This is a genomic window from Cedecea neteri, assembly GCF_000758325.1.
GTDB lineage: Bacteria > Pseudomonadota > Gammaproteobacteria > Enterobacterales > Enterobacteriaceae > Cedecea > Cedecea neteri_B.
The window spans coordinates 2,689,510-2,711,356 of the sequence record NZ_CP009459.1 but is presented as its reverse complement, the minus strand read 5'-3'; the positions used below and the strand labels follow the sequence as shown (position 1 = coordinate 2,711,356).

The 21,847-nt window shown below is 54.9% G+C and carries 26 protein-coding genes and 1 pseudogene; 14 read left to right on the top strand and 13 right to left on the bottom strand.

Features of this window, described 5'->3' with window-relative positions:
• Positions 1 to 3 precede the first annotated feature (3 nt).
• Genes LH86_RS12775 through flgB form a run of 7 tightly spaced genes read right to left on the bottom strand, consistent with a single transcriptional unit; the run spans position 4 to position 5,146 of the window.
• Positions 4 to 699: a flagellar basal body L-ring protein FlgH gene (locus LH86_RS12775; RefSeq protein ID WP_085938871.1), complete on the bottom strand. Its 696-nt coding sequence runs from the start codon at positions 697 to 699 to the stop codon at positions 4 to 6.
• Between the two features lie 55 nt (positions 700 to 754).
• Entirely contained in the window at positions 755 to 1,537 is a 783-nt protein-coding gene (gene flgG / locus LH86_RS12770) for a flagellar basal-body rod protein FlgG (RefSeq protein ID WP_039291854.1), read from the bottom strand.
• Positions 1,538 to 1,567: 30 nt separating this feature from the next.
• Positions 1,568 to 2,323: a flagellar basal body rod protein FlgF gene (locus LH86_RS12765; protein WP_008453495.1), complete on the bottom strand. Its 756-nt coding sequence runs from the start codon at positions 2,321 to 2,323 to the stop codon at positions 1,568 to 1,570.
• A 20-nt stretch (positions 2,324 to 2,343) separates the two neighbouring features.
• Complete coding sequence (gene flgE, locus LH86_RS12760) at positions 2,344 to 3,591, bottom strand: flagellar hook protein FlgE (RefSeq protein ID WP_039301850.1); 1,248 nt, start codon at positions 3,589 to 3,591, stop codon at positions 2,344 to 2,346.
• A 26-nt stretch (positions 3,592 to 3,617) separates the two neighbouring features.
• Positions 3,618 to 4,316: a flagellar hook assembly protein FlgD gene (gene flgD / locus LH86_RS12755; protein ID WP_039301847.1), complete on the bottom strand. Its 699-nt coding sequence runs from the start codon at positions 4,314 to 4,316 to the stop codon at positions 3,618 to 3,620.
• An 11-nt stretch (positions 4,317 to 4,327) separates the two neighbouring features.
• Complete coding sequence (flgC, locus tag LH86_RS12750) at positions 4,328 to 4,732, bottom strand: flagellar basal body rod protein FlgC (RefSeq protein ID WP_008453499.1); 405 nt, start codon at positions 4,730 to 4,732, stop codon at positions 4,328 to 4,330.
• A 3-nt stretch (positions 4,733 to 4,735) separates the two neighbouring features.
• Complete coding sequence (flgB, locus tag LH86_RS12745) at positions 4,736 to 5,146, bottom strand: flagellar basal body rod protein FlgB (protein WP_008453500.1); 411 nt, start codon at positions 5,144 to 5,146, stop codon at positions 4,736 to 4,738.
• A gap of 159 nt (positions 5,147 to 5,305) precedes the next feature.
• Between flgB and flgA the strand changes: the two genes are divergently transcribed.
• The 3 genes from flgA to flgN all read left to right on the top strand — a co-directional run bounded on the left by flgA (position 5,306) and on the right by flgN (position 6,782).
• Entirely contained in the window at positions 5,306 to 5,965 is a 660-nt protein-coding gene (gene flgA, locus LH86_RS12740; RefSeq protein WP_039301844.1) for a flagellar basal body P-ring formation chaperone FlgA, read from the top strand.
• A 95-nt stretch (positions 5,966 to 6,060) separates the two neighbouring features.
• Complete coding sequence (gene flgM / locus LH86_RS12735; RefSeq protein WP_039291844.1) at positions 6,061 to 6,354, top strand: flagellar biosynthesis anti-sigma factor FlgM; 294 nt, start codon at positions 6,061 to 6,063, stop codon at positions 6,352 to 6,354.
• A gap of 2 nt (positions 6,355 to 6,356) precedes the next feature.
• The gene (gene flgN, locus LH86_RS12730) at positions 6,357 to 6,782 is read left to right on the top strand and encodes a flagella biosynthesis chaperone FlgN (RefSeq protein WP_039301840.1); all 426 of its coding nucleotides are present in this window, start codon (positions 6,357 to 6,359) and stop codon (positions 6,780 to 6,782) included.
• Positions 6,783 to 6,836: 54 nt separating this feature from the next.
• Here flgN and LH86_RS12725 read toward each other — a convergent pair whose 3' ends face one another.
• From LH86_RS12725 to rimJ, 5 genes and pseudogenes are all read right to left on the bottom strand, one after another.
• Positions 6,837 to 7,319, bottom strand: a complete 483-nt coding sequence (locus tag LH86_RS12725) for a cold-shock protein (RefSeq protein ID WP_039291841.1) — start codon at positions 7,317 to 7,319, stop codon at positions 6,837 to 6,839.
• Between the two features lie 77 nt (positions 7,320 to 7,396).
• Positions 7,397 to 8,932 carry a murein biosynthesis integral membrane protein MurJ gene (gene murJ / locus LH86_RS12720; RefSeq protein ID WP_039301836.1) on the bottom strand — a complete coding sequence of 512 codons (1,536 nt, stop codon included), beginning with the start codon at positions 8,930 to 8,932 and terminating at the stop codon, positions 7,397 to 7,399.
• Positions 8,933 to 9,045: 113 nt separating this feature from the next.
• Positions 9,046 to 9,969 (bottom strand): Gfo/Idh/MocA family protein, encoded by a 924-nt coding sequence (locus tag LH86_RS12715; protein WP_039306158.1) that lies wholly within the window; start codon positions 9,967 to 9,969, stop codon positions 9,046 to 9,048.
• A 2-nt stretch (positions 9,970 to 9,971) separates the two neighbouring features.
• Positions 9,972 to 10,619, bottom strand: coding sequence for a YceH family protein (locus tag LH86_RS12710; protein WP_039301827.1), 648 nt, complete (start codon positions 10,617 to 10,619; stop codon positions 9,972 to 9,974).
• 3 nt (positions 10,620 to 10,622) lie between these two features.
• Positions 10,623 to 11,214 (bottom strand): annotated as a pseudogene (gene rimJ, locus LH86_RS12705) (ribosomal protein S5-alanine N-acetyltransferase).
• Between the two features lie 229 nt (positions 11,215 to 11,443).
• On the opposite strand from rimJ, the gene mdtH reads away from it, so the two are divergent.
• The 9 genes from mdtH (at position 11,444) to LH86_RS12665 (ending at position 18,205) form a co-directional block, all read left to right on the top strand.
• Positions 11,444 to 12,658: a multidrug efflux MFS transporter MdtH gene (gene mdtH, locus LH86_RS12700; protein ID WP_039301826.1), complete on the top strand. Its 1,215-nt coding sequence runs from the start codon at positions 11,444 to 11,446 to the stop codon at positions 12,656 to 12,658.
• A gap of 98 nt (positions 12,659 to 12,756) precedes the next feature.
• Entirely contained in the window at positions 12,757 to 13,317 is a 561-nt protein-coding gene (locus LH86_RS12695) for a lipoprotein (RefSeq protein ID WP_039301825.1), read from the top strand.
• 153 nt (positions 13,318 to 13,470) lie between these two features.
• Positions 13,471 to 14,517, top strand: coding sequence for a dihydroorotase (gene pyrC, locus LH86_RS12690; RefSeq protein ID WP_039301824.1), 1,047 nt, complete (start codon positions 13,471 to 13,473; stop codon positions 14,515 to 14,517).
• A gap of 75 nt (positions 14,518 to 14,592) precedes the next feature.
• Positions 14,593 to 14,838 (top strand): DNA damage-inducible protein I, encoded by a 246-nt coding sequence (gene dinI / locus LH86_RS22720; RefSeq protein WP_008453524.1) that lies wholly within the window; start codon positions 14,593 to 14,595, stop codon positions 14,836 to 14,838.
• A 292-nt stretch (positions 14,839 to 15,130) separates the two neighbouring features.
• A complete protein-coding gene (gene bssS, locus LH86_RS12680) occupies positions 15,131 to 15,385 on the top strand; it encodes a biofilm formation regulator BssS (protein ID WP_008453527.1) in 255 nt (84 codons plus the stop codon).
• A gap of 129 nt (positions 15,386 to 15,514) precedes the next feature.
• Complete coding sequence (solA, locus tag LH86_RS12675) at positions 15,515 to 16,636, top strand: N-methyl-L-tryptophan oxidase (RefSeq protein ID WP_039301823.1); 1,122 nt, start codon at positions 15,515 to 15,517, stop codon at positions 16,634 to 16,636.
• Between the two features lie 46 nt (positions 16,637 to 16,682).
• Complete coding sequence (locus LH86_RS22100) at positions 16,683 to 16,796, top strand: DUF2770 family protein (RefSeq protein WP_071842723.1); 114 nt, start codon at positions 16,683 to 16,685, stop codon at positions 16,794 to 16,796.
• 264 nt (positions 16,797 to 17,060) lie between these two features.
• Positions 17,061 to 17,615 (top strand): cytochrome b, encoded by a 555-nt coding sequence (locus LH86_RS12670; protein WP_039301822.1) that lies wholly within the window; start codon positions 17,061 to 17,063, stop codon positions 17,613 to 17,615.
• Between the two features lie 17 nt (positions 17,616 to 17,632).
• Positions 17,633 to 18,205 (top strand): YceI family protein, encoded by a 573-nt coding sequence (locus tag LH86_RS12665; RefSeq protein WP_039301820.1) that lies wholly within the window; start codon positions 17,633 to 17,635, stop codon positions 18,203 to 18,205.
• 32 nt (positions 18,206 to 18,237) lie between these two features.
• Here LH86_RS12665 and LH86_RS12660 read toward each other — a convergent pair whose 3' ends face one another.
• The gene (locus LH86_RS12660; RefSeq protein WP_039301814.1) at positions 18,238 to 19,290 is read right to left on the bottom strand and encodes a rhodanese-related sulfurtransferase; all 1,053 of its coding nucleotides are present in this window, start codon (positions 19,288 to 19,290) and stop codon (positions 18,238 to 18,240) included.
• A 224-nt stretch (positions 19,291 to 19,514) separates the two neighbouring features.
• On the opposite strand from LH86_RS12660, the gene LH86_RS12655 reads away from it, so the two are divergent.
• Positions 19,515 to 20,438, top strand: coding sequence for a Kdo(2)-lipid IV(A) acyltransferase (locus LH86_RS12655; protein ID WP_039301810.1), 924 nt, complete (start codon positions 19,515 to 19,517; stop codon positions 20,436 to 20,438).
• 148 nt (positions 20,439 to 20,586) lie between these two features.
• Positions 20,587 to 21,813, top strand: a complete 1,227-nt coding sequence (gene mdtG, locus LH86_RS12650) for a multidrug efflux MFS transporter MdtG (protein WP_039301807.1) — start codon at positions 20,587 to 20,589, stop codon at positions 21,811 to 21,813.
• Positions 21,814 to 21,847 lie beyond the last annotated feature (34 nt).

Genomic DNA, 21,847 nt, shown 5'->3' with positions numbered 1-21,847 from the left:
CGCTTACATCGGCGATACGTTAAGGAAGAAGCGCTGCAGCCAGCCCATATTCTGCGCTTCATTAATGTAGCCGTTACCGACATACTCAATTCGGGCATCCGCAACCTGGGTCGACGCAACGGTGTTGCTGCCGCTGATGGTGCGCGGGTTCACTACGCCAGAGAAGCGGATAAACTCCGTCCCCTGGTTGATGGCAATCTGTTTCTCACCTACGACGTGCAGGTTTCCGTTGGCCAGCACCTGATCGACGGTTACCGTTAAGGTGCCGCTGAAGGTGTTGCTGGCGTTGGCACCGCCTTTACCGTTAAAGCCATTGCTGCCGGAAGCACTCAGGTCAGCTTTCCCTCCTCCCAATAGCCCCGAAGCAAAAGTCGGTACCGTGTCGAAGCCAAGGGCCGATTTTCCATCGCGGCTGGCGTTCGCCGAGGAACTCTTACTGGCGCTAACGTTTTCCTGAAGCTGAATGGTCAGGGTGTCGCCGATATTACGCGGACGGCGGTCTTCAAACAGCGGCTGATAACCATAGTTCATCGGCTGCGCGGTCTGGAATATTGATCCGTTAATCGTTGGCGAAGGACCGGGCACCGGCTGCGCGGTCGTGGCCCCTTCAACCAGCGGTTTACTAGGCACTAAGGCGCAGCCGCTTACGGCAAACACCAGACTCAGGAGAACAGGACGGAGCACCATTGGGTTTTGCATTGCTTTCATCTTCAGGTCACGGCAGCCGACGCGCTTTCACGCGTCGGCAAACGCCTTACATTTGCGTCAGTTTTTGCAGCATCTGGTCGGTGGTGCTGACCGCTTTGCTGTTGATTTCGTAGGCGCGCTGAACCTGGATCATGTTTACCAGCTCTTCAGCAACGTTTACGTTTGAGGTCTCAACATAGCCCTGATAGAGCAGGCCTGCGCCGTTCAATCCCGGCGTGGAATCGTTTGGCGCACCGGATGCCTGCGTTTCGGTGTAAAGGTTTTCACCAATACTTTCCAGGCCGGTATCGTTCATAAAGGTCGTCAGGTTCAGTTGCCCTACCTGCACCGGTGCGGTCTGCCCTTGCAGAGTCGCGCTCACCACACCGTCACGGCCAATAGTCAGGCTCAGCGCGTTTGCCGGCACGGTAATCGCAGGCTGCACCTGGAAACCGCCCGCCGTCACCAGCTGTCCATTTTGGTCAACCTGGAAAGAACCGTCGCGCGTATAGGCGGCGGTACCGTCCGGCAGCAGAACCTGGAAGAAACCTTCGCCTTTGATGGCCACATCTTTGCTGTTGTCCGTTTTAGACAGATTACCCTGGCTGTGCAGACGCTCGGTGGCCACCGGACGAACACCGGTCCCGATCTGTAAACCCGACGGCAGCGTCGTCTGCTCAGAAGACTGAGCCCCCGGCTGGCGAATGGTTTGATAAAGCAAATCTTCAAACACGGCGCGTTGACGCTTGAAACCGTTGGTGGAGACGTTTGCCAGGTTGTTGGCAATCACATCCATATTGGTTTGCTGTGCATCAAGGCCCGTTTTGGCGATCCATAAAGAATTGATCATGTTTGAATCCTGTAATAAGTAAGCCGGGCGTTAGGTCATTTGCAGCAGCGTGTTAGCGCGCTGTTCATTTTCATCAACGTTGGCGATAACTTTCATCTGCATCTCAAAACGACGGGCGTTGGCGATCATATCCGCCATCGCCTCTGCCGGTTTGACGTTGCTGCCTTCCAGTACGCCGGACATCACCTTAATCGTTGGGTCGGCCTGCGCGATGGCACCGCGTGTCGCCTGGGCGGCGGGGTTCAAACGAAACAGTCCGTCATCCCCGCGCACCACCTCCTGCTGTGTGGCTTTCACCAGCTTCAGTCGGCCAATTGGCGCCACGGTATTTGGCGGGTCGCCCGGGTTCAGCGCGGAGATAGTCCCGTCCGCGGCGATGGTAAGCTGCGAACCTTCCGGCACCGCAATAGGGCCACCTTCGCCGATAACGGGCCTGCCACCGATAGTCAACTGACCGGCAGGGCTGACCTGAATGTTACCGTTGCGGGTATAGCCTTCTCCGCCGTCCTGCGTCTGCACCGCCAGCCAGCCATCCTGCTGCAAAGCCACGTCCATCGGGCGCGAGGTGTAGTCCAACTGACCAGGCGTCATATCAGCCCCAGGCGTTGAAGCAATCACCAGGGTACGGGTTGGCAGAGAAAGCCCTTCCACCGGGACAGCACGCAAAGCATTAAGCTGCGCGCGGAAGCCCGGTGTGGAAGCGTTCGCCATGTTGCTCGCCGTGACGGACTGTTGATTCAGCGTCTGGCTGGCAGCGCCCATGGCGGTGTAGATTGCATGATCCATTAAGCCGTCCCTTCAGGCGCTTAGCGCAGGTTAACCAGGGTGTTGAGGATCTGGTCCTGGGTTTTGATGGTCTGCGCGTTCGACTGATAGTTACGCTGCGCGACGATCATGTTGACCAGTTCCTTACTCAGATCCACGTTCGAAGACTCCAGCGCACCGCTGGTCAGGGTACCGAAGTTCCCCGTGCCCGCGAGGCCCAGCAGCGCAACGCCGGAAGAGTTGCTCGCGGTCCAGACGTTATCGCCCTGGGACTGCAAACCTTCAGGGTTAGCAAAGTTGGACAGCACGATTTGCCCCAGAAGCTGGCTCTGTTCGTTGGAGTAGTTCCCGACCACGGTGCCGTCATCGTTAATCTGGTAAGACGTCAGGTCACCCGGCTTGTAGCCGTTCTGGGTGGTCGCCACGATGTTGTTAGCACCGGTGTTCTGCTGCATGGAGTTCTGGAAGCTCAGCGCGAAGGTAGCAGCCGTCGCTCCGTTGGTGACGCCGGTGGTCACATTGATGCTGGTTGGCAGCGTGTTTGGGTTAGGGATAGCATCGGTCGCCCCGGCGGTAATCCCCAGCAGGTTGCCGTTATTGTCGAAACGCATAAACCCTTGTGGGGTCGCCGTAGAACCAGCGACGGAGGAGTCTTTGGTGTAGACCTGCCAGGTATTGTCTGCGGCCTTCACGTAGTACACGTCCATGCCGTGGGCGTTACCCTGGCTGTCGTAAACGGTTACCGTACCCTTCTTGTTGTAGCTGTTCGCATTGGTGGGATCGAACGCCACAGTTGGCGTCTTATCGGTGGAGTTCAGGTTGATCTGCTGGGTCGCGTTGGTGGTAATTTTGGCCGGCATCAGGGTATTCGGCACAGACAGACCTACCGGGTTGGCGCCCTGCTGAATAGTTGGCGGCGTACCGGTTGCCGGGTAGCCAGTCAGCTGCAGGCCCTGCATGTTCACCAGGTTGCGGTTTTCATCCAGCTTGAATTGTCCGTTACGGCTGTAGAATACGGAACCGGAGCTATCCACCAGGCGGAAGAAACCGTTCTGGCTGATAGCCACGTCCAGGCCACGGCCGGTGCTGGTGGTGGTACCGTCGCCAAAGTTCTGGGTCACGCCCGCGACTTTAACGCCCAGGCCTACTTTAGAGCCTGCGAACATATCGGCAAAAGAGACCGAGCCGGATTTAAACCCGTAGGTGGCGGAGTTGGCAATGTTGTTACCAATCACGTCCAGGTTGGTGGCCGCAGCATTTAAGCCGCTGACCGCTTGAGAAAACGCCATGTCTTACTCCTGCTTAGGTTATAGGCTTAAATAATTTGCCTGATTGCATCGAGGGTCGTAGAACCGTAGGTTCCGAGATCCAGTTTGAGGCCATCTTTACCGTTGATAACCCCGCTCACCATGGCGAAGTTCAGCGGCTGTGCCACCAGCTGTGTCCCGCCATTCGTGGCATTGATCGCCACGGTGTAGGAGCCGTCCGGCACGTTGGTGCCGTCGTTGGCGCTGCCGTCCCAGGTAAAGGTATGCACGCCGGCACTCAGCCCACCAATATCGATAGTACGAACCACTTTGCCGTCTTTATCGGAGATGGTGGCCGTGACTTTGTCCGCCGCCTGCTGCAGCTCGACGCCAAACGGTGTGGTGCTGATGGTGTTGGTTTTTGAATCGGTACCCGCGAGGATTTTATTACCGGGGATCATGACGCCATGGCCAATCAGGGCGCTGGCCTGCAGAGACTGGTTCTGGTTGATCTGGCCGGAAACTGAGCCCAGCGTGGTATTGAGCTTTTCGATGCCGCTAACGGTACTGATCTGCGCCAGCTGCGTGGTCAGTTCGTTGTTCTGCATCGGGTTGGTCGGATCCTGGTTTTTTAACTGCGCCACCAGCAGGGTCAGAAAGCTCCCCTGCAGATCTGCGGCGCTGTTGCCCGTCAGGCTGTTTTTCGATGCACCAGCCGTAGGATCAACATTGTTAGTCGGATCGTTCATTTTGACTGCAATGGACATATCAGCTCCTGTTACTGACCGAGAGTGAGCGTTTTCATCATCATGCCCTTCACGGTGTTGAGCACTTCAACGTTGGCCTGATAGCTACGAGAGGCGGACATGCTGTTGACCATCTCCCCGACCACATCAACGTTTGGCATACGCACGTAGCCGCGTGCGTCCGCGAGCGGGTTACCCGGCTGGAAAACCAGTTTGTCCGGCGCATCGCTCTCAATCACCTTGGTCACTTTAACGCCACCGGTCGCCGCGCCAGGAGCTGCATCCACCTGGAAAACGACCTGTTTTGCGCGGTAAGGCTGACCGTCTGGTCCGGTAACGCTGTCGGCGTTGGCGAGGTTACTCGCCGCCACGTTCATACGTTTGGACTGGGCCGTCATAGCCGATCCGGCGATGTCGAAAATATTGAGTAAGGCCATCGATTATCCCTGTAGCACCGACATCATGCTTTTGATTTGCCCGCCAAGCACCGTGAGGTTTGTTTGGTAATTCAGGCTGTTATCGGCAAACTGCGTACGTTCACGGTCCATATCGACGGTGTTACCGTCCATGGCGGGCTGGTCAGGTACGCGGTAAAGGAGATCGAGCGACGGAGTGGAGTGGGTTTCTGCCGGGATATGGCGTGCCGAAGTGAGCGCCAGAGACATGCCGCCTCCTTCAACGCGTCCGCGCTCCATCACTTTTTTCATTTCACTGGCAAAGTCGATATCGCGCGCCTGAAAGCCCGGCGTGTCGGCATTGGCGATATTCGCGGCCAGAATCTCTTGGCGCTGAGCACGCAAATTAAGCGCTTCTTGCTGAAATCGCAGTGCGGCGTCCAGTTTATCGAGCATGCTTCCTCCATGGTCCATAGAATTAGGAATCGTCCGAAAGCTTAAAGCCCCTTACGCGTACGCGATGGGTGGAATAAACGCAAAATACGTCGCTATTTATCGCCTTGATCAAAACGGCTCGCGGTTAAAATCACCGCAATCTGAATACGGAGAAGCGCGATGAGAAGTCTGAAAATCTTGAGCGGCCTGGCCAGCTTGCTGTTCGCACAGTTGGCGATGGCGAGCGCACTCGAAAGGCCGCTGACTGAGTATTTTCAACAGCGACTGGCGGGGATCAGCGATGACGTCAGCGTCAAGGTGAAAACGCCGGAGGCTCAGCTTCCTGCCTGCCCTCAGCCAGAATTCTCAACACCCGGAAATGCCAAACTGTGGGGCAACGTTAGCGTCATGGCCCGCTGCGGCAGCGACAAACGGTTTATCCAGGTTCAGGTGATTGCCACGGGCCAATATGTGGTTGCCAGCCGCCCCATCGCCCGTGGTGCAAGGATCGATGCCAGCAGCGTACAGTTAACCCAAGGGCGCCTTGACCAACTGCCGCCACGAACTATGCTGGATCTCGGCCAGGCGACGGATGCCGTTTCACTTCGGGATATTGCGCCCGGCCAGCCGGTGATCCAGACGATGGTACGTCAGGCCTGGAGAGTAAAAGCCGGTCAGCAGGTTCAGGTGATTGCCTCCGGCGAAGGCTTTAGCGTCAACGGTGAAGGCAAAGCGCTGAATAACGCTGCCGTCGCGCAAAATGCCCGCGTTCGTATGTCTTCAGGGCAGGTGGTGAGCGGGACGGTGGATGCTGATGGGAATATTCTGATTAATCTATAATCTTTTTAAAGATTCCGCGGCGACTGCCGATAGTACTATCAACAAATGATACTGACTGGCTCTTACGCCGCGAGCCCCTCGATGAGGAGAGAACAATGAGCATTGATCGCACGTCGCCACTGAAACCGGTAAGCACCGTACAACCGCGTGAAACCAGCGATCCACAGACGCTAAAAAGCCGTCTTGAAAAATCCACCACCGCCAACAGCACCAGCGTAAAGTTGAGCGATGCGCAGGCCAAACTGATGCAGCCGGGCACCGGCGATATCAACATGGAGCGCGTTGAAGCGCTGAAGACGGCTATTCGTAACGGCGATCTGAAGATGGATACCGGCAAGATCGCCGACGCGCTTATCCAGGAAGCCCAAAGCTATTTGTCGAGTAAATAACGGTGAGTCGTCTGTTAGAAGTGCTGGACCAAATGACCGCAGTGCTGAATTCACTGAAAGAGGTGATGGACGCTGAACAGCTGCAGCTTTCCGCAGGCCAGATAAACAGCAATGCGCTGCAACGTATAACTGAAGATAAAAGCTCGCTGCTGGCTACGCTGGATTACCTGGAGCAACAGCGTCGCGCGGAACAAAACGCCGGGGCGGTCACCAGCCTGGACGTTAGCCAGCGCTGGCAGACGATTACGCAAAAAACCCTGCACCTGCGGGACATTAACCAGCACAACGGTTGGTTACTGGAAGACCAAATGACGCGCAATGAGCAGGCTATTGCCGTATTAAAACCGCATCAGGCACCGGACTTCTATGGTGCCGACGGGCAGGCAACGTCGCAGGGCAATCGCGGCGGAAAAAAAATCACCATCTGATTTTCCTCGCCAATGAAAACGGCTGGCCAACACTCTCCTTGACCAGCCGTTTGCTTATTTCAGTGATTTCAGGACTTTTACCGTCGCCTCAATATCAATCTCATCTTCTGAGAAGAGGTGCGTTTCGCCCTGGAACGTAGTCACGGCCAGTTTTTTCACCGTCCGCATTTCCCCTTCTTTTTTCTCTGCCTTCGGGCGAATGCTGTTCATCAGCAAGCCAACCGACAGCACCGCGTTTTCTTTATCAATTTTCCCGTCCGCGGGCTCTTCTTCGCTGTACACCACGAAAGATTTGATCGAGGTGATTTTCAGCCGCTCGCCCGCAATAAACAGATGCTTGCTCTCGGGTTCCACTTTCACGGCAAACGCCGACAGCCCTTTATTATTGGTCCCCGGCTCGAAGGTCACCGACGCGTCCTTTTTGATAAGCTCCGGGTTGGCGACTTTAATCACATGGAAATAACGGTTTTCACCGTTTTCATCTTTGATAAATCCGAAGCCCTTATCTTCGAACCAGGTTGTGATTATTCCTCTCATCGCTCTGTCACCTAATTAACCTTTCAACATATAAAGAATAGGGTGGCGTGACGAAACCGTCATCCACCCAGAAAAAATCAAATCGTGCGGCGGGCGAAATCTTTCAGCCTGAAGCCCAACAACAGCAGCGTCGCAAAATAAGCGACGACGCCGGCCACCACCACCGCCATCAGCCGCAACAGGCGATAAGGCATATTGCCCAGATCCCAAGCAGGCATAACGTACATCATCCCAATCAGTACCGCGGACATCACCAGCACGGCAGCAACCAGGCGCAGCAGAAAAGCCGTCCACCCCGCCTGTGGCTGGAAAATATCCTGCTTGCGCAGCTGCCAGTAAAGCAGCGAGGCGTTAATACAGGCCCCTAAACCAATCGACAGAGAAAGCCCCGCATGTTTCAGCGGGCCAATAAACGCGAGGTTCATTAGCTGGGTCAAAATCAGCGTCACAATGGCTATTTTAACCGGGGTTTTAATATCCTGTCGGGAGTAGAAGCCTGGTGCCAGCACCTTGACCACGATAAGCCCCATCAGACCGACCGAATACGCCACCAGCGCCCGCTGGGTCATCAGGGCATCGAAAGCGGAAAACTTGCCGTACTGGAACAAAGAGACGGTCAGCGGTTTTGCAAGAATCCCCAGCGCCACCGCGCTTGGGAGTGCCAGCAGGAAGCAAAGACGCAGCCCCCAGTCCATCAGGCGGGAATATTCATCGTGGTTGCCGGTGGCAAAACTCTTCGCCAGCGACGGCAGCAGGATAGTGCCCAGCGCCACGCCTAAAACCCCGGATGGAAACTCCATCAGGCGGTCAGCATAATACATCCAGGAAACCGAGCCGGACACCAGGAACGAAGCAAAGATGGTGTTGATAATCAGTGAAATCTGGCTGACGGAAACGCCGAGGATAGCCGGCCCCATCTGCTTGATAACCCGCATTGCGCCCGCATCTTTAAAGCTGATACGCGGCAGCACCAGCATGCCAATTTTCTTCAGGTGCGGCAGCTGATAGGCCAACTGTAATACGCCCCCTACCGTTACCGCCCAGGCCAGCGCCAGAATAGGTGGATTAAAATGCGGGGCGGCAAACAGCGCGAAGCCAATCATGCTGAGATTAAGGAACGTTGGGGCGAACGCTGGCACAGAGAAACGGTTCCAGGTATTGAGAATTGCCCCCACCAGCGACGCCAGCGAAATCAGCAAAATGTACGGGAAGGTGATGCGCAGCAGGCTCGACGTTAGCGCAAATTTGTCCGCCGTGTCGGCAAAGCCCGGTGCGGTAACCAGAATCACCCACGGAGCCGCAAGCATTCCAAGGACTGTGACCAGCGCCAGCGCAAGCGTCAGCAGCCCGGATACGTATGAGACAAAGATGCGCGTGGCATCTTCGCCCTGCTTACTTTTGTATTCGGCCAGAATGGGCACAAACGCCTGGGAGAACGCGCCTTCGGCAAAAATTCGGCGCAGCAGGTTCGGCAGCTTAAAGGCAACAAAGAAGGCGTCCGTCGCCATCCCTGCCCCAAATACCCTTGCCACAATGGCGTCGCGCGCGAAACCAAGCACGCGTGAAAACATGGTCATCGAGCTGACGGCCGCCAGCGATTTTAATAGATTCATTTATTCTGTTATTCCACAAACATTAACGCCAGCGTTGCTGGCGTTAATGGATGATGACAAGTCGGCATAGTCTACCGATACGGCGCTGAATTGCTACCGCGATATGTTACAGCTTATTCGCTAATTGCCTCGCGCCAGAGCTTCTCGACGACACGTTGCGCCAGTAGTGCCTGCTCGCCGGAGGTTTCCGGCACCGTTTGATTCGCCACGCAGTCGATAAAGTGACGCGCACAGCCCGCAAAGCCTCGTTGTTCCAGCGTAGTCTGCCACCCCGGAATAGGCTGATCCACCACGCCAGCGCCGCATTCTTCCCGCCACTGACGCATGTCGGTCACTTCATACAGCCCGCCGTCAGTCACCGCCTGCACCCACTCTCGCTGGCTTCCGGCACGACGATGCATACTGGTGGTCACGCTCAGGTTGCCCTGGCTGAAATGGTGTTCAGCGTACAGCATTTGCCCTGATTCGTTGGTTTGCAACGTCCCGCTTTGCAGCTGAGCTGTACCGCCTCCAAGCCAGAGCGCGGTATCCACGACGTGAAGATAGTCATCAAGCAGCGTGAAGCGCAGATCGCCCGGGCCGACGCTGTCGCTGCGGTGTTTATCCATCCGCAAGGATGCCCCGGCAGACAGCTTTGCCTTTAGCTGCTGATAGCGCGGGGCAAAACGGCGGTTAAAGCCCACCATCAGGGTACGTTTTTTGCGCTCGGCAAGTTCCACCAGCTTTTCGGCGTCGGCCAGGTTTTCCGCCAGCGGCTTATCCACGCAGACGCTGACGCCCGCATTGAGCAATTCATTCACCACCGCGTAGTGGGAGCTGGTGGCGCTATGCACGAAAACAGCATCGCACTGCGCAGCCAGGTTGCTGAGCGAATCAACATAAGGAATGCGCCAGGTTTCACACACCGGCAGCGCTTTCGCTTTGGTCGGTGAAAATGCGCCCACCAGCGACCAGTCACCGGATGCCCCTAGCACCGGAAGCCAGGCTTTCTGCGCGATCCCGCCCAGCCCCACGACGCCAATACGTAATTTCGTCATCATTAATCTCCCAGATGTGCCAACAAGGAATCCAGACGCTGTTTAAGGTCGGCGACTTCAGTTTCCAGCGCGTCCACGCGCGCGCTGAGTTCGTCTGCAACCGGGCTGGCGTTTTGCTCCGGGGACGCAGACGCCTCAACCTCACCGCTGAAAAGATGCATATAGCGGCTTTCACGCTTACCCGGCTCACGCGGCAGACGCACGACAAACGGCCCTTCCTCACGGCCAGCCAGCCCTTCCAGCGTCGCCTCTACCTGCGCCATATCGGTGAACTCAAACATTCTCCCGGCGCGACTGCGCAACTCACCCGGCGTTTGCGCCCCGCGCAGCAGCAAAGTCGTGACCACAGCCACTTCCGCTGGCGTTAGCTTTAAATTACCAAACTCGGAGTTGCAAAAGCGCTGCTCGTATTTCGTCACGCGGTTGCCAAACCCGCTGACGGTTCGCAAATAATGGCCTTTGACCAGCCCGTCCAGCGTGTCCTGAACTTCATGCTCTTTCAGATCCATCACCGGTTCACGGTTTGTTTTCTGATTACAGGCGGTCACCACGCCGTTGACCGACATCGGATATTGCTCTGGCGTAGTGAGCTGTTTTTCCAGCAGGCTGCCGATAACGCGGGCTTCAATCGCCGTTAACTGATATTTCATCTTTTACACTCCACGACCTGGGGTCCAGTCTTGATTAACCAGCGCGGTGAGAACGTGATCCCGCCATACGCCGTCAATCAGCAAATAATCCTTTGCGTAGCCTTCTTTTTCGAAGCCCAGGCGCGTCAGAAGGTCGCCGCTGCGCTGATTATGCGGCATATAGTTGGCCATAATGCGATGAACATTCTGGCTGCGTTGCATATAGCGAATGGCGCTGGTCAACGCCTCGTACATTAGCCCCTGCCCCTGCCACTTTTCAGCGATGGAGTACCCGAGATAACAGGCATGGAAAGAACCTCGGACCACATTGGAGAAGTTGGCGACGCCGATAACTTCTTTTTCTTCCGGATCGAGCAGCGCGAAGTAGTAAGCACTGCCCTGCTTGTGCATTTCGCTTATCATACCCAGCCTTGCCTGCCAGCCCGACGGATAACAGTAGCTCTCATCCCGAACGGGTTCCCAGGGCTTCAGAAACAGGCGATTTTCCGTGTAGTAATCCGCCAGGCGCCAGGCATCTCGCTCATGAACCAGACGCACCACCAGACGGTCAGTCACCAGGCGAATTTTTGGTGGCGTTACTGCGGTAGCCAAACATGTTTATTCCACTCCTTCATCCCGGTTGACGGGGCTCATCCTGTTACTATACCTGTGCCTGACCGCCGTGTGAAAACAACAACATGAAGCGACATCACTTTTTTCGATGAAAGCCATGAATCAAACTCGTTGCACGATAAAAAAATATTGTCCTGCATCAGGTATTAAAAGCCCGAATGGCAAGCGAGAATAAGTACTTGTCGCGTTGAATTAAGTTCCCTGGAGGGGAGATGTCGCGGGTGGCGCAGGCAAGGAGCCTGGGTAAATATTTCCTGCTGCTTGATAACATGTTAGTGGTATTAGGCTTTTTCGTTGTCTTCCCTTTGATTTCCATTCGCTTCGTTGACCAGTTGGGCTGGGCCGCTTTGATGGTCGGGATTGCCCTGGGTCTACGTCAGTTTATCCAGCAGGGGCTCGGCGTCTTCGGCGGCGCCATTGCCGACAGACTGGGTGCTAAACCGATGATTGTCACCGGCATGCTGCTGCGGGCTGCAGGGTTTGCCACCATGGGCATCGCCACGGAACCCTGGATGCTATGGCTTTCCTGCCTGCTCTCCGCCATTGGCGGAACGCTGTTTGATCCCCCCCGCTCGGCGCTGGTCGTCAAACTGGTTCGCCCTCAGCACCGCGGCCGCTTCTTCTCAATCCTGATGATGCAGGACAGCGCGGGCGCGGTGATCGGCGCTCTGCTGGGTAGCTGGCTATTGCAGTACGACTTCCGACTGGTGTGCGCCGTCGGTGCCGTAATGTTTGTCCTGTGCGCGGCGCTTAACGCCTGGCTGCTGCCCGCCTATAAGCTTTCAACGATTCGCACCCCGATGCGCGAAGGCATGGGCCGCGTGTTCCGCGATAAACGCTTTATTACCTACGTCCTGACGCTCACCGGCTATTACATGCTGGCGGTGCAGGTCATGCTGATGCTGCCGCTGATGGTCAACGACATTGCCGGTACAGCGTCGGCGGTAAAATGGATGTACGCCATTGAAGCCGCGCTTTCCCTGACGCTGCTCTACCCTATCGCCCGCTGGAGTGAAAGGCGCTTCCGCCTGGAGCAGCGCTTAATGGCAGGCCTGGTGCTGATGACGGTGAGCCTGATGCCTATTGGCCTGGCGTCCAACTTACAGCAGCTTTTCGCCTTGATTTGTACCTTCTACATTGGCTCAATCATCGCAGAGCCTGCGCGAGAAACGCTTAGCGCCTCGCTGGCGGATGCCCGCGCGCGCGGCAGCTACATGGGGTTCAGCCGTTTGGGCCTGTCGCTGGGCGGCGCGCTGGGTTACACCGGCGGCGGCTGGCTGTTTGACGCAGGGAAAGCCCTGCAGCAGCCGGAATTACCGTGGGCCATGCTCGGCATTATCGGCTGTATTACCCTTGCTGCGCTGTGGTGGCAATTCAGCCTCAAACCGGTTGAACCGACAATGTTCGAGCCGGGTGGTCAGGGGTAAATCCCCCTTTCATCTTTTTCCGGTAGCCGCTAACGCCGTGCCGCATTATGCTGATTAACGCAAGGCACGGCATTGGAGCCGCTATTTTGAGGAAGCCTATGAAGAAGATTGTTTTTGCCGCAGCATTGATGCTTAGCGGCCTGCTCTCAGGATGCAACCAGTTAACGCAGTACAGCGTGAGCGAACAGGAAATCAACCAGTCGCTGGAAAAACACAATAACTTCTCGAAGGATATTGGCCTGCCCGGCGTGGCTGAAGCCCATGTGGTGTTAACCCATTTAGTCAGCCAGATTGGACGGGAAGAGCCGAATAAAATTACCCTGACCGGTGACGCCAATCTCGACATGACGTCGCTGTTTGGTAACCAGAAAGCCGTCCTGAAGCTCAAACTGAAAGCGCTGCCGGTATTCAATAAAGAGCAAGGCGCCATCTACCTGCAGGAAATGGAGGTGGTTGACGCTCAGGTCGAGCCGCAAAAAATGCAGACTGTGCTGCAGACCATGATCCCATACCTTAACCAATCCCTGCGCAGCTACTTCAATCAACAGCCTGCTTATATCCTGAGTGAAGATCGCAGCACGGGCGAGTCGCTGGCGAAGAAATATGCCAAAGGCATTGAAGTAAAACCCGGTGAGATAATCATTCCGTTAACGGAATAGCCCCTGCCCCTCAGAGCCGTTCATGCGCTCTGAGGGTTTTGTGCAACATGAGCAACATAAGGGGTGCAAACGATAACGTTTCCCCTTATCCTTAGTGCCCGGCATAAAACCAGCCCTTGATGACTGTTTTCCCTCTCACGCCGGAGCACATTGATGACCGCATTACCTCAGGTATTAAAAATCCGCCGCCCAGATGACTGGCATATTCACCTTCGTGACGGTGAGATGCTGAAAACCGTGGTGCCTTACACCAGCCAGACCTATGGCCGTGCGATTGTCATGCCCAATCTTGTGCCCCCAGTGACCAGCGTGGAAGCCGCTATCGCTTATCGCCAGCGCATTCTTGATGCGGTTCCGGCCGGGCAAAAGTTCGAGCCACTGATGACCTGCTACCTGACCGACACGCTGGATCCCAACGAAATCGAACGCGGGTTCAATCAAGGCGTGTTTACCGCCGCCAAGCTTTACCCGGCGAACGCCACAACCAACTCCGCTCACGGCGTAACCAGCACCGCAGCCATTCTGCCGGTGCTTGAACGTATGCAGAAAATTGGCATGCCGCTGCTGGTGCACGGCGAAGTCACCCATGCTGATATCGATATTTTCGATCGCGAAGCGCGCTTTATTGAAACCGTCATGGAGCCACTGCGTCGCCAGTTACCTGAGCTGAAAGTGGTGTTTGAACACATCACCACCAAAGATGCCGCCCAGTATGTGAAAGAAGGCAACTCACTGATTGGCGCGACTATCACGCCCCAGCACCTGATGTTTAACCGCAACCACATGCTGGTGGGCGGGATTCGTCCGCATCTGTACTGCCTGCCGATCCTGAAACGTAGCGTCCACCAGGAAGCCCTGCGCGAGCTGGTCGCCAGCGGCTGCGATCGCGTGTTCCTCGGCACCGACTCTGCCCCACATGCCCGTCACCGCAAAGAAGCCAGCTGTGGCTGCGCCGGCTGCTTTAACGCGCCTTCCGCGCTGGGTGCCTATGCGACGGTATTTGAAGAAATGAACGCGCTGCAGCATTTTGAAGCCTTCGCTTCGCTAAACGGCCCGCGCTTCTACGGCCTGCCGGTCAATGAAGATCACATCGAGCTGGTGCGCGTCGCTGAGAAAATGCCGGAGCTGATTGAAGCCGGCGACGACAGCATCGTGCCGTTCCTGGCGGGTGAAGACGTGCTCTGGTCCGTTAAAGGCTAAATTTTTAAACGCCCCCTGTTGCTTACTGGAAATTAAGCCTGTATAAATATCCAGTATATTGTACAGGGGGTCGTTATGCGTATTGAAGTCACTATAGCCAAAACCACACCATTGCCAGCCGGGGCTATCGACGCCCTTGCCAGTGAGCTTTCCCGCCGTATCAATCAACATTTTCCCGACACCAGCAGCGAAGTGCAGGTACGTTATGCCTCCGGTAATAACCTCTCCGTGCTGGGTGGTGCCAAAGAAGACAAAACGCGAATCAGCGAGATCCTCCAGGAAACCTGGGAAAGCGCTGACGATTGGTTCTCTGCCGACTAATACCCTCAAGTATGTTGGTACTTTTTGCCGGGTGTCGCCATCCGGTTTTTTTATTTCCCGCCCTTGCTTATTTTTTAAACTTCACAACACATATCTTTCCTTTCTCCTCCAATACCTCAAAATAGATTGTCGATTTATTGTTCGTTTTTGCTGAATAATGTGGAAAAAGTGTTACCAGGTAATTATTTCATCCCCATAACCGCGAGAGTATTGATATACTTAAGTCGCTTCACGATAAATCACGCATGAACCTCACTAGCCGTTGTCTTAAACACGTATAAAAGGGGTTATGATGGAAAAAAATAGTGATGTTATTCAGACTCATCCCCTCGTCGGATGGGATATCAGCACCGTCGACAGCTACGACGCCATGATGCTGCGCCTGCATTACCTGACATCCAATAATCAGAAGCACGATGAAACCGAAATCGGTCAGACCCTCTGGCTGACCACCGATGTCGCCCGGCAATTTATTTCCATCCTTGAGGCCGGGATAGCCAAAATTGAATCCAGTGATTACCAGGAAAGCGATTATCGCAAGCATTGACGACACGTGCTTAACAATGGCCACAGGCACCCAACCGGGTGCCTTTCTTATTTTAAGCGTCACCGTCAATTGCATCGTTCCGGTGAATTAATTACCCTGCTACAGATAATTTTCCACAGAGAAAAGCTTATGAACTACGACCTGATCATTGTCGGCAGCGGCTCCGTCGGTGCCGCCGCAGGCTGCTATGCCACACACTCGGGCCTGAAGGTCCTGATGATCGACAGCGGCCACCCACCTCACGATCAGGGCAGCCATCACGGCGATACGCGCCTGATGCGCCATGCCTATGGCGAAGGTGAAAAATATGTTCCGTTGGTCCTGCGAGCACAAAAACTGTGGGATGCCCTGGCGGAAGCCAGCGGAGAGAAGCTCTTTCACCGCACCGGAGTCATTAACCTGGGGCCGGCTGAGTCGCCATTTATTCGCAATGTCGCCTCCAGCGCAGAGAAGTTTTCCCTGCCGGTTGAAACGCTGGACGCCGCCGCAATTGCCGCCCGCTGGCCGGAGATTGCTGTGCCAGAAAACTACGTCGGCCTGTTTGAGACGGACTCAGGCGTGCTGAAAAGCGAGCTAGCCATCGAAACCTACATCAACCTTGCTAAACAAGGCGGCAGCGCTCAGCTATTTAACTGCAAGGTGACGGCGATCCGCCACGGTGACGAAGGAGTCACAGTCGTGACTGAAGAAGGTGAATATCACGGGAGCAAGCTGCTGGTCAGCGCGGGAACCTGGGTCACCAAACTGCTGCCGGACCTGCCTGTCGCGTCGGTTCGCAAAATCTTTGCCTGGCACCAGGCAGATGGGCGCTACAGCGAGAACAACAAATTCCCGGCGTTTACCGCAGAAACACCCAACGGCGATCAGTATTACGGCTTCCCGGCAGAAGACAACGAGCTGAAGCTGGGCAAGCACAACGGCGGGCAGCTGATTGACTCCCCCGAGCAGCGTAAGCCCTTTGGCGCAGTCGCCAGCGATGGGTCTGAAGTTTTTCCCTTCCTGCGCGAATTTTTACCCGGCATCGGCTGCTGCCTGCACGGTAAAGCCTGCACCTATGACAATTCGCCGGATGAAGATTTCATCATTGATACCCTCCCCGGCCATGACAACACCCTGATCATTACCGGGCTGAGCGGACACGGGTTCAAATTCGCCTCCGTTTTAGGCGAAATTGCCTGCCAGTTTGCTTTGGGTCAAAAACCTGCCTTTGATTTATCCCCGTTTGTACTTTCTCGCTTCAAAACGGCGTAGAATCCCCGAGTGGCGGGCATTTCCGCCACTTTTACCCGGGGCCATCATGATTCGCTTTATTCAGTTTTTAACCAACAATATTCGCGAACACTTTATTCTGTATCTTTTTCTCTGGGCAATGCTTGCGCTTCTCGATCTGGCTTATATCTATTTCTTTTGATTATTCAGATGCATGTTATATTGACAATTATTGACGTAAAATTAATTAAATATAGTTTCATGGCAAATAATTAACCGCCAATAAATACTTTTCTCAATCAAAAAAAATTATATTCATTCGACTCTACTGAACGCCTGCCGCGAGTGTTATTCAAAAAAACAGACATACAATAAATATATATCGAAATAAGAATATTTATGTTGATCTACTGTTAACGGAACGCCTATGTTTTAGCTTCTTTAGAAAATACATGGACGCATAAATATGCAATGGCGAAACTCATCCGAACGCTATGGACATTTTTCGGTTCTGCTTCACTGGCTGGTTGCCGCCACGGTTTACGGCATGTTTGCACTCGGACTGTGGATGGTGACGCTGGGCTATTACGACGTCTGGTACCATAAAGCCCCGGAAATTCATAAGAGCATCGGCATCTTGCTAATGTCTGCTCTGGTGATTCGTATTCTCTGGCGCTTTATATCGCCGCCACCGCCACCGTTAAAAAGCTATTCACGCCTGACGCGCATCAGCGCGCTTATTGCACATATTTTGCTGTATGCACTATTGTTCGCCATTTTGCTGAGCGGGTATCTGATTTCAACGGCTGATGGCAAACCTATTAGCGTTTTTGGCTGGTTTGACGTGCCCGCCACGCTGACTGACTTCGGGGCCCAGGCCGACCTTGCCGGGACAGTTCATCTCTGGCTGGCGTGGACCGTGGTGATTGTTTCCGTACTACACGCCCTCGCGGCCTTAAAGCACCATTTTCTAGATAAAGATGCCACCCTCAAGCGCATGCTGGGGAAAGCATCTCGTTAACTATGGAGAGTAAGACAATGAAGAAAATCCTGCTGGGAGCCACCTTAGGCGCTCTGTTATTCACCACCGGCTCTGCCGTCGCCGCTGACTATAAAATTGATAAACAGGGTCAGCATGCGTTTGTAAACTTCCGCATTCAACACCTCGGTTATAGCTGGCTGTACGGCACCTTCCGTGATTTTGACGGCAGCTTTACCTTCGATGAGAAAAACCCTGCGGCAGATAAAGTCAACGTCACCATCAACACCACCAGCGTGGATACCAACCATGCTGAACGTGACAAACACCTGCGTAGCGCAGAGTTCCTCAACGTGACTAAGTTCCCGCAGGCAACCTTCGCCTCAACGGAAGTGAAAAAAGACGGTGAAGCTTTAGATATTACAGGTAATTTGACGCTGAACGGTGTGACAAAGCCGGTCACGCTGAAGGCTAAGCTGATTGGTCAGGGTAACGATCCGTGGGGCGGCGTGCGCGCGGGTTTTGAGGCCGAAGGTAAAATTAAGCTGAAGGACTTCAATATTACTCAGGATCTGGGACCAGCTTCTCAGGACGTTGACCTGATCATTTCTGTCGAAGGCGTGCGGCAGTAAAAATACTCCCCCGGCGAACCGGGGGAATTTTATTACTTCTCGGGGTCAGGAATACCCAGCGTGGTATTCAGCATCCCACGAGATTTATTAAAGATCTTATTCCCGTTTTCGCGGCCCGCCCGGCGGCGACGCTGTTCCTCTGGAGATAGCGCCAGCTCATCACGGCAAACGTCACTGCAGCAGCCAGAGAATTTCTCAGCACAGGCCGGACACTGAATAAACAGCAGATGGCAGCCGTCATTTTTGCAGTTGGTGTGGCTGTCGCACGGCGTACCGCACTGATGGCAATGGGCGATCACATCGTCAGAAATACGCTCCCCCATGCGCTCATCGAAAACAAAGTTTTTACCGACAAAGCGCACCGGTAACCCTTGTTCACGCGCGCGGCGCGCATATTCAATGATCCCGCCCTCAATGTGATACACATTTTTGAAGCCGTTATGTCTCATCCAGGCGCTGGCTTTTTCACAGCGAATGCCGCCGGTGCAATACATGACAATTTTCTTCTCTTTGTCATCCTGCATCATATCCACGGCTTTCGGCAGCTGCTCACGGAAGGTGTCGGCCGGAATTTCCACGGCGTCCTCAAAATGCCCCACTTCATATTCGTAGTGGTTACGCATATCGATAAATACCGCGCTTGGATCGTCGAGCATCGCATTCACTTCCGCAGCCTTCAGATATTCCCCCACGTCGCTTGCGTCAAACGTAGGGTCATCAATACCGTCGGCGACGATACGGTCGCGTACCTTCATGCGCAGCACCCAGAAGGATTTACCGTCATCCTCCAGCGCAATATTCAGGCGCAGATTATTTAAGGCCGGGTGGAAGGCGTAAATTGCTTCACGGAGGGCATCAACGCGGCTTTCCGGGACGCTAATCTGAGCGTTGATCCCTTCATGTGCCAGATAAACGCGGCCAAACACGTTGAGGCTCAGGAACAGCTGATACAGCGCATCACGGGTCGCCTGCGGCGTTTCGATAGTGAAATATTTGTAGAATGAAATGGTCGTGCGCGGCTCGGTTTCGGCAAGCATGCGCTCGCGCAGCTCCTCATTCGATACGCGGTTGTGTAACACTGGCATGGTGTTCGCTCGCAATCGTTGGAAAAAAGTGGGCTGCATCATAAAGCAAATAACGCTTATTTACATCCCCACGTTTTACGCTACATTTTGCTCACTCAACGGTATTTGCGGCAACAATCGATGAAATATCAGGCACTCTGACGCCGCGGATTTTGGCTCTGCGCCAAAAAATGCCACAATGGAATGATTAGAAGATCCGGCAATTGCCGTCACAAAGGTTTTACATGACGAACTTACCGCAATTCTCTCGTGCATTACTGCACCCGCGCTATTGGCTCACCTGGCTTGGCATTGGTTTTTTATACCTGCTGGTACAACTTCCCTACCCGGTGCTCTATCGCATCGGCTGTGGGCTGGGCCGGCTGGCAAAACGCCTGATGAAACGTCGCGCGAAAATCGCCTACCGCAACCTTGAGCTCTGCTTCCCGGACATGAGCGAGGAAAAACGCGAGCAGATGGTTATCGCCAACTTCGAGTCCGTCGGCATGGGGCTGATTGAGACCGGCATGGCCTGGTTCTGGTCTACGAAGCGCATCAACAAATGGTGCCACTACGAAGGCGTCGAGATCGTTAAGGGCATCGAGAAAACCGGCCAGGGCATTTTGCTGATTGGTATTCACTTCCTGACGCTGGAGCTGGGCGCCCGTATTTTCGGCATTAAAACGCCAGGCATCGGCGTTTACCGCCCAAACGATAATCCGCTGCTGGACTGGCTGCAGACCTGGGGGCGCATGCGCTCCAATAAGAGCATGATTGACCGTAAAGATCTGAAAGGCATGATCCGCGCGCTGAAAAATGGCGACATCATCTGGTATGCCCCGGACCACGATTACGGCCCGAGAGGCAGCGAGTTTGTACCGTTCTTCGCCGTTGAGCAAGCGGCGACCACCACGGGAACCTACACGCTCGCCAAACTCTCCGGCGCCTGCGCCGTGCCGTTTGTACCGCGTCGCCTGCCGGGCGGTAAAGGCTACGAGCTGACGATTATTCAGCCAGAGCTGAATCCACCGCTTGAAAGCCCCGAGGAAACGGCACGCTGGATGAACAAAATCGTCGAGAAGTGCATCCTGATGGCACCGGAGCAGTATATGTGGCTGCATCGCCGCTTTAAGACGCGCCCGGAAGGGATGCCAGACCGCTACAACTAACGCTCGACAGCCGCCTTTTCAGGCGGTTTTTTTTGCCAAAAGTTTGATCGAAAAAGCCCTTTGATTTGCCAGCCCAATGCTAACAGGCGCATAATTAGCAGAGTAATAATTCCCTCTCTTCTCTTTGGCCCTGCAACTTCGGAGCGGTATGACTCCCCCTGACAGCACTATCAACTGGAAGCGTAATCTGGCCGTCGTCTGGGTTGGCTGCTTCCTGACCGGCGCGGCCTTCAGCCTGGTCATGCCCTTCCTCCCGCTTTACGTTGAGCAACTCGGCGTCACTGGCCACAGCCAGTTGAACATGTGGTCCGGGCTGGTCTTTAGCATTACCTTCCTGTTTTCTGCCATAGCATCCCCTTTCTGGGGCGGGCTTGCCGACCGCAAAGGCCGAAAACTTATGCTGCTGCGTTCCGCGCTGGGCATGTCTGTCGTCATGCTGTTGATGGGCCTCGCGCAAAACATTTGGCAATTTCTGGCGCTTAGAGCCCTGCTTGGCCTACTCGGTGGGTTTGTGCCGAATGCCAACGCGCTGATCGCTACCCAAATACCGCGCCATAAAAGCGGCTGGGCGCTCGGCACGCTGTCTACGGGAGCGGTCAGCGGCGCACTGTTAGGCCCGCTGATGGGCGGCCTGATGGCGGACAGCTACGGGCTGCGCTCGGTGTTCTTTATTACCTCGCTGGTGCTGTTTATCTGCTTCGTGATGACGCTGTTTTTTATTCGAGAGTCTTTCACGCCCGTTTCCAAAAAAGACATGCTCCACGCCCGCCAGGTGCTGACCTCATTAAAAAATCCCCGCCTGGTGCTGAGCCTGTTTGTCACCACGATGATTATCCAGGTCGCCACCGGTTCTATCGCGCCGATCCTGACGCTCTACGTACGCGATCTCGCCGGTAACGTCAGCAATCTGGCGTTTATCAGCGGGATGATAGCTTCCGTGCCTGGCGTAGCGGCGCTAATCAGCGCCCCGAGGCTCGGCAAGTTGGGGGATCGCATTGGCCCGGAAAAAATCCTGATTGGCGCGCTGGTAATTTCCGTTCTACTGCTCATCCCGATGTCGCTGGTACAAAACCCGTGGCAGCTCGGGATCTTACGCTTCTTATTAGGCGCGGCTGACGGCGCGCTGCTTCCCGCCGTACAAACGCTGCTGGTCTATAACTCTTCCAGCCAAATCTCTGGCCGTATTTTCAGCTACAACCAGTCCTTCCGCGATATTGGCAACGTCACCGGCCCGCTGCTCGGCGCCGCCGTTTCCGCCAGCTACGGCTTCCGCACCGTATTCCTGGTCACCGCCAGCGTGGTGTTGTTTAACGCGCTTTACTCATGGATGACGCTGCGCCAGCCTGCCGAACGAGTTCGTATTCCGGGGGAATAAATCTCGACTTGCAGATTTGCCAACAGCGTCAACA

Excerpts from the sequence above, each read along its gene's own strand:
- dinI (WP_008453524.1), top strand. The coding sequence starts at position 14,593 with ATGCGTATTGAAGTCACTATAGCCAAAACCACACCATTGCCAGCCGGG.
- LH86_RS12660 (WP_039301814.1), bottom strand. The coding sequence starts at position 19,290 with ATGCCAGTGTTACACAACCGCGTATCGAATGAGGAGCTGCGCGAGCGC.
- LH86_RS12695 (WP_039301825.1), top strand. The coding sequence starts at position 12,757 with ATGAAGAAGATTGTTTTTGCCGCAGCATTGATGCTTAGCGGCCTGCTC.
- LH86_RS12765 (WP_008453495.1), bottom strand. The coding sequence starts at position 2,323 with ATGGATCATGCAATCTACACCGCCATGGGCGCTGCCAGCCAGACGCTG.
- murJ (WP_039301836.1), bottom strand. The coding sequence starts at position 8,932 with ATGAATCTATTAAAATCGCTGGCGGCCGTCAGCTCGATGACCATGTTT.
- LH86_RS12775 (WP_085938871.1), bottom strand. The coding sequence starts at position 699 with ATGCAAAACCCAATGGTGCTCCGTCCTGTTCTCCTGAGTCTGGTGTTT.
- flgM (WP_039291844.1), top strand. The coding sequence starts at position 6,061 with ATGAGCATTGATCGCACGTCGCCACTGAAACCGGTAAGCACCGTACAA.
- flgD (WP_039301847.1), bottom strand. The coding sequence starts at position 4,316 with ATGTCCATTGCAGTCAAAATGAACGATCCGACTAACAATGTTGATCCT.
- LH86_RS12715 (WP_039306158.1), bottom strand. The coding sequence starts at position 9,969 with ATGACGAAATTACGTATTGGCGTCGTGGGGCTGGGCGGGATCGCGCAG.
- LH86_RS12665 (WP_039301820.1), top strand. The coding sequence starts at position 17,633 with ATGAAGAAAATCCTGCTGGGAGCCACCTTAGGCGCTCTGTTATTCACC.
- solA (WP_039301823.1), top strand. The coding sequence starts at position 15,515 with ATGAACTACGACCTGATCATTGTCGGCAGCGGCTCCGTCGGTGCCGCC.
- flgB (WP_008453500.1), bottom strand. The coding sequence starts at position 5,146 with ATGCTCGATAAACTGGACGCCGCACTGCGATTTCAGCAAGAAGCGCTT.
- flgC (WP_008453499.1), bottom strand. The coding sequence starts at position 4,732 with ATGGCCTTACTCAATATTTTCGACATCGCCGGATCGGCTATGACGGCC.
- LH86_RS22100 (WP_071842723.1), top strand. The coding sequence starts at position 16,683 with ATGATTCGCTTTATTCAGTTTTTAACCAACAATATTCGCGAACACTTT.
- LH86_RS12710 (WP_039301827.1), bottom strand. The coding sequence starts at position 10,619 with ATGAAATATCAGTTAACGGCGATTGAAGCCCGCGTTATCGGCAGCCTG.
- LH86_RS12655 (WP_039301810.1), top strand. The coding sequence starts at position 19,515 with ATGACGAACTTACCGCAATTCTCTCGTGCATTACTGCACCCGCGCTAT.
- pyrC (WP_039301824.1), top strand. The coding sequence starts at position 13,471 with ATGACCGCATTACCTCAGGTATTAAAAATCCGCCGCCCAGATGACTGG.
- LH86_RS12670 (WP_039301822.1), top strand. The coding sequence starts at position 17,061 with ATGCAATGGCGAAACTCATCCGAACGCTATGGACATTTTTCGGTTCTG.
- flgG (WP_039291854.1), bottom strand. The coding sequence starts at position 1,537 with ATGATCAATTCTTTATGGATCGCCAAAACGGGCCTTGATGCACAGCAA.
- mdtG (WP_039301807.1), top strand. The coding sequence starts at position 20,587 with ATGACTCCCCCTGACAGCACTATCAACTGGAAGCGTAATCTGGCCGTC.
- mdtH (WP_039301826.1), top strand. The coding sequence starts at position 11,444 with ATGTCGCGGGTGGCGCAGGCAAGGAGCCTGGGTAAATATTTCCTGCTG.
- flgE (WP_039301850.1), bottom strand. The coding sequence starts at position 3,591 with ATGGCGTTTTCTCAAGCGGTCAGCGGCTTAAATGCTGCGGCCACCAAC.
- bssS (WP_008453527.1), top strand. The coding sequence starts at position 15,131 with ATGGAAAAAAATAGTGATGTTATTCAGACTCATCCCCTCGTCGGATGG.
- flgA (WP_039301844.1), top strand. The coding sequence starts at position 5,306 with ATGAGAAGTCTGAAAATCTTGAGCGGCCTGGCCAGCTTGCTGTTCGCA.
- LH86_RS12725 (WP_039291841.1), bottom strand. The coding sequence starts at position 7,319 with ATGAGAGGAATAATCACAACCTGGTTCGAAGATAAGGGCTTCGGATTT.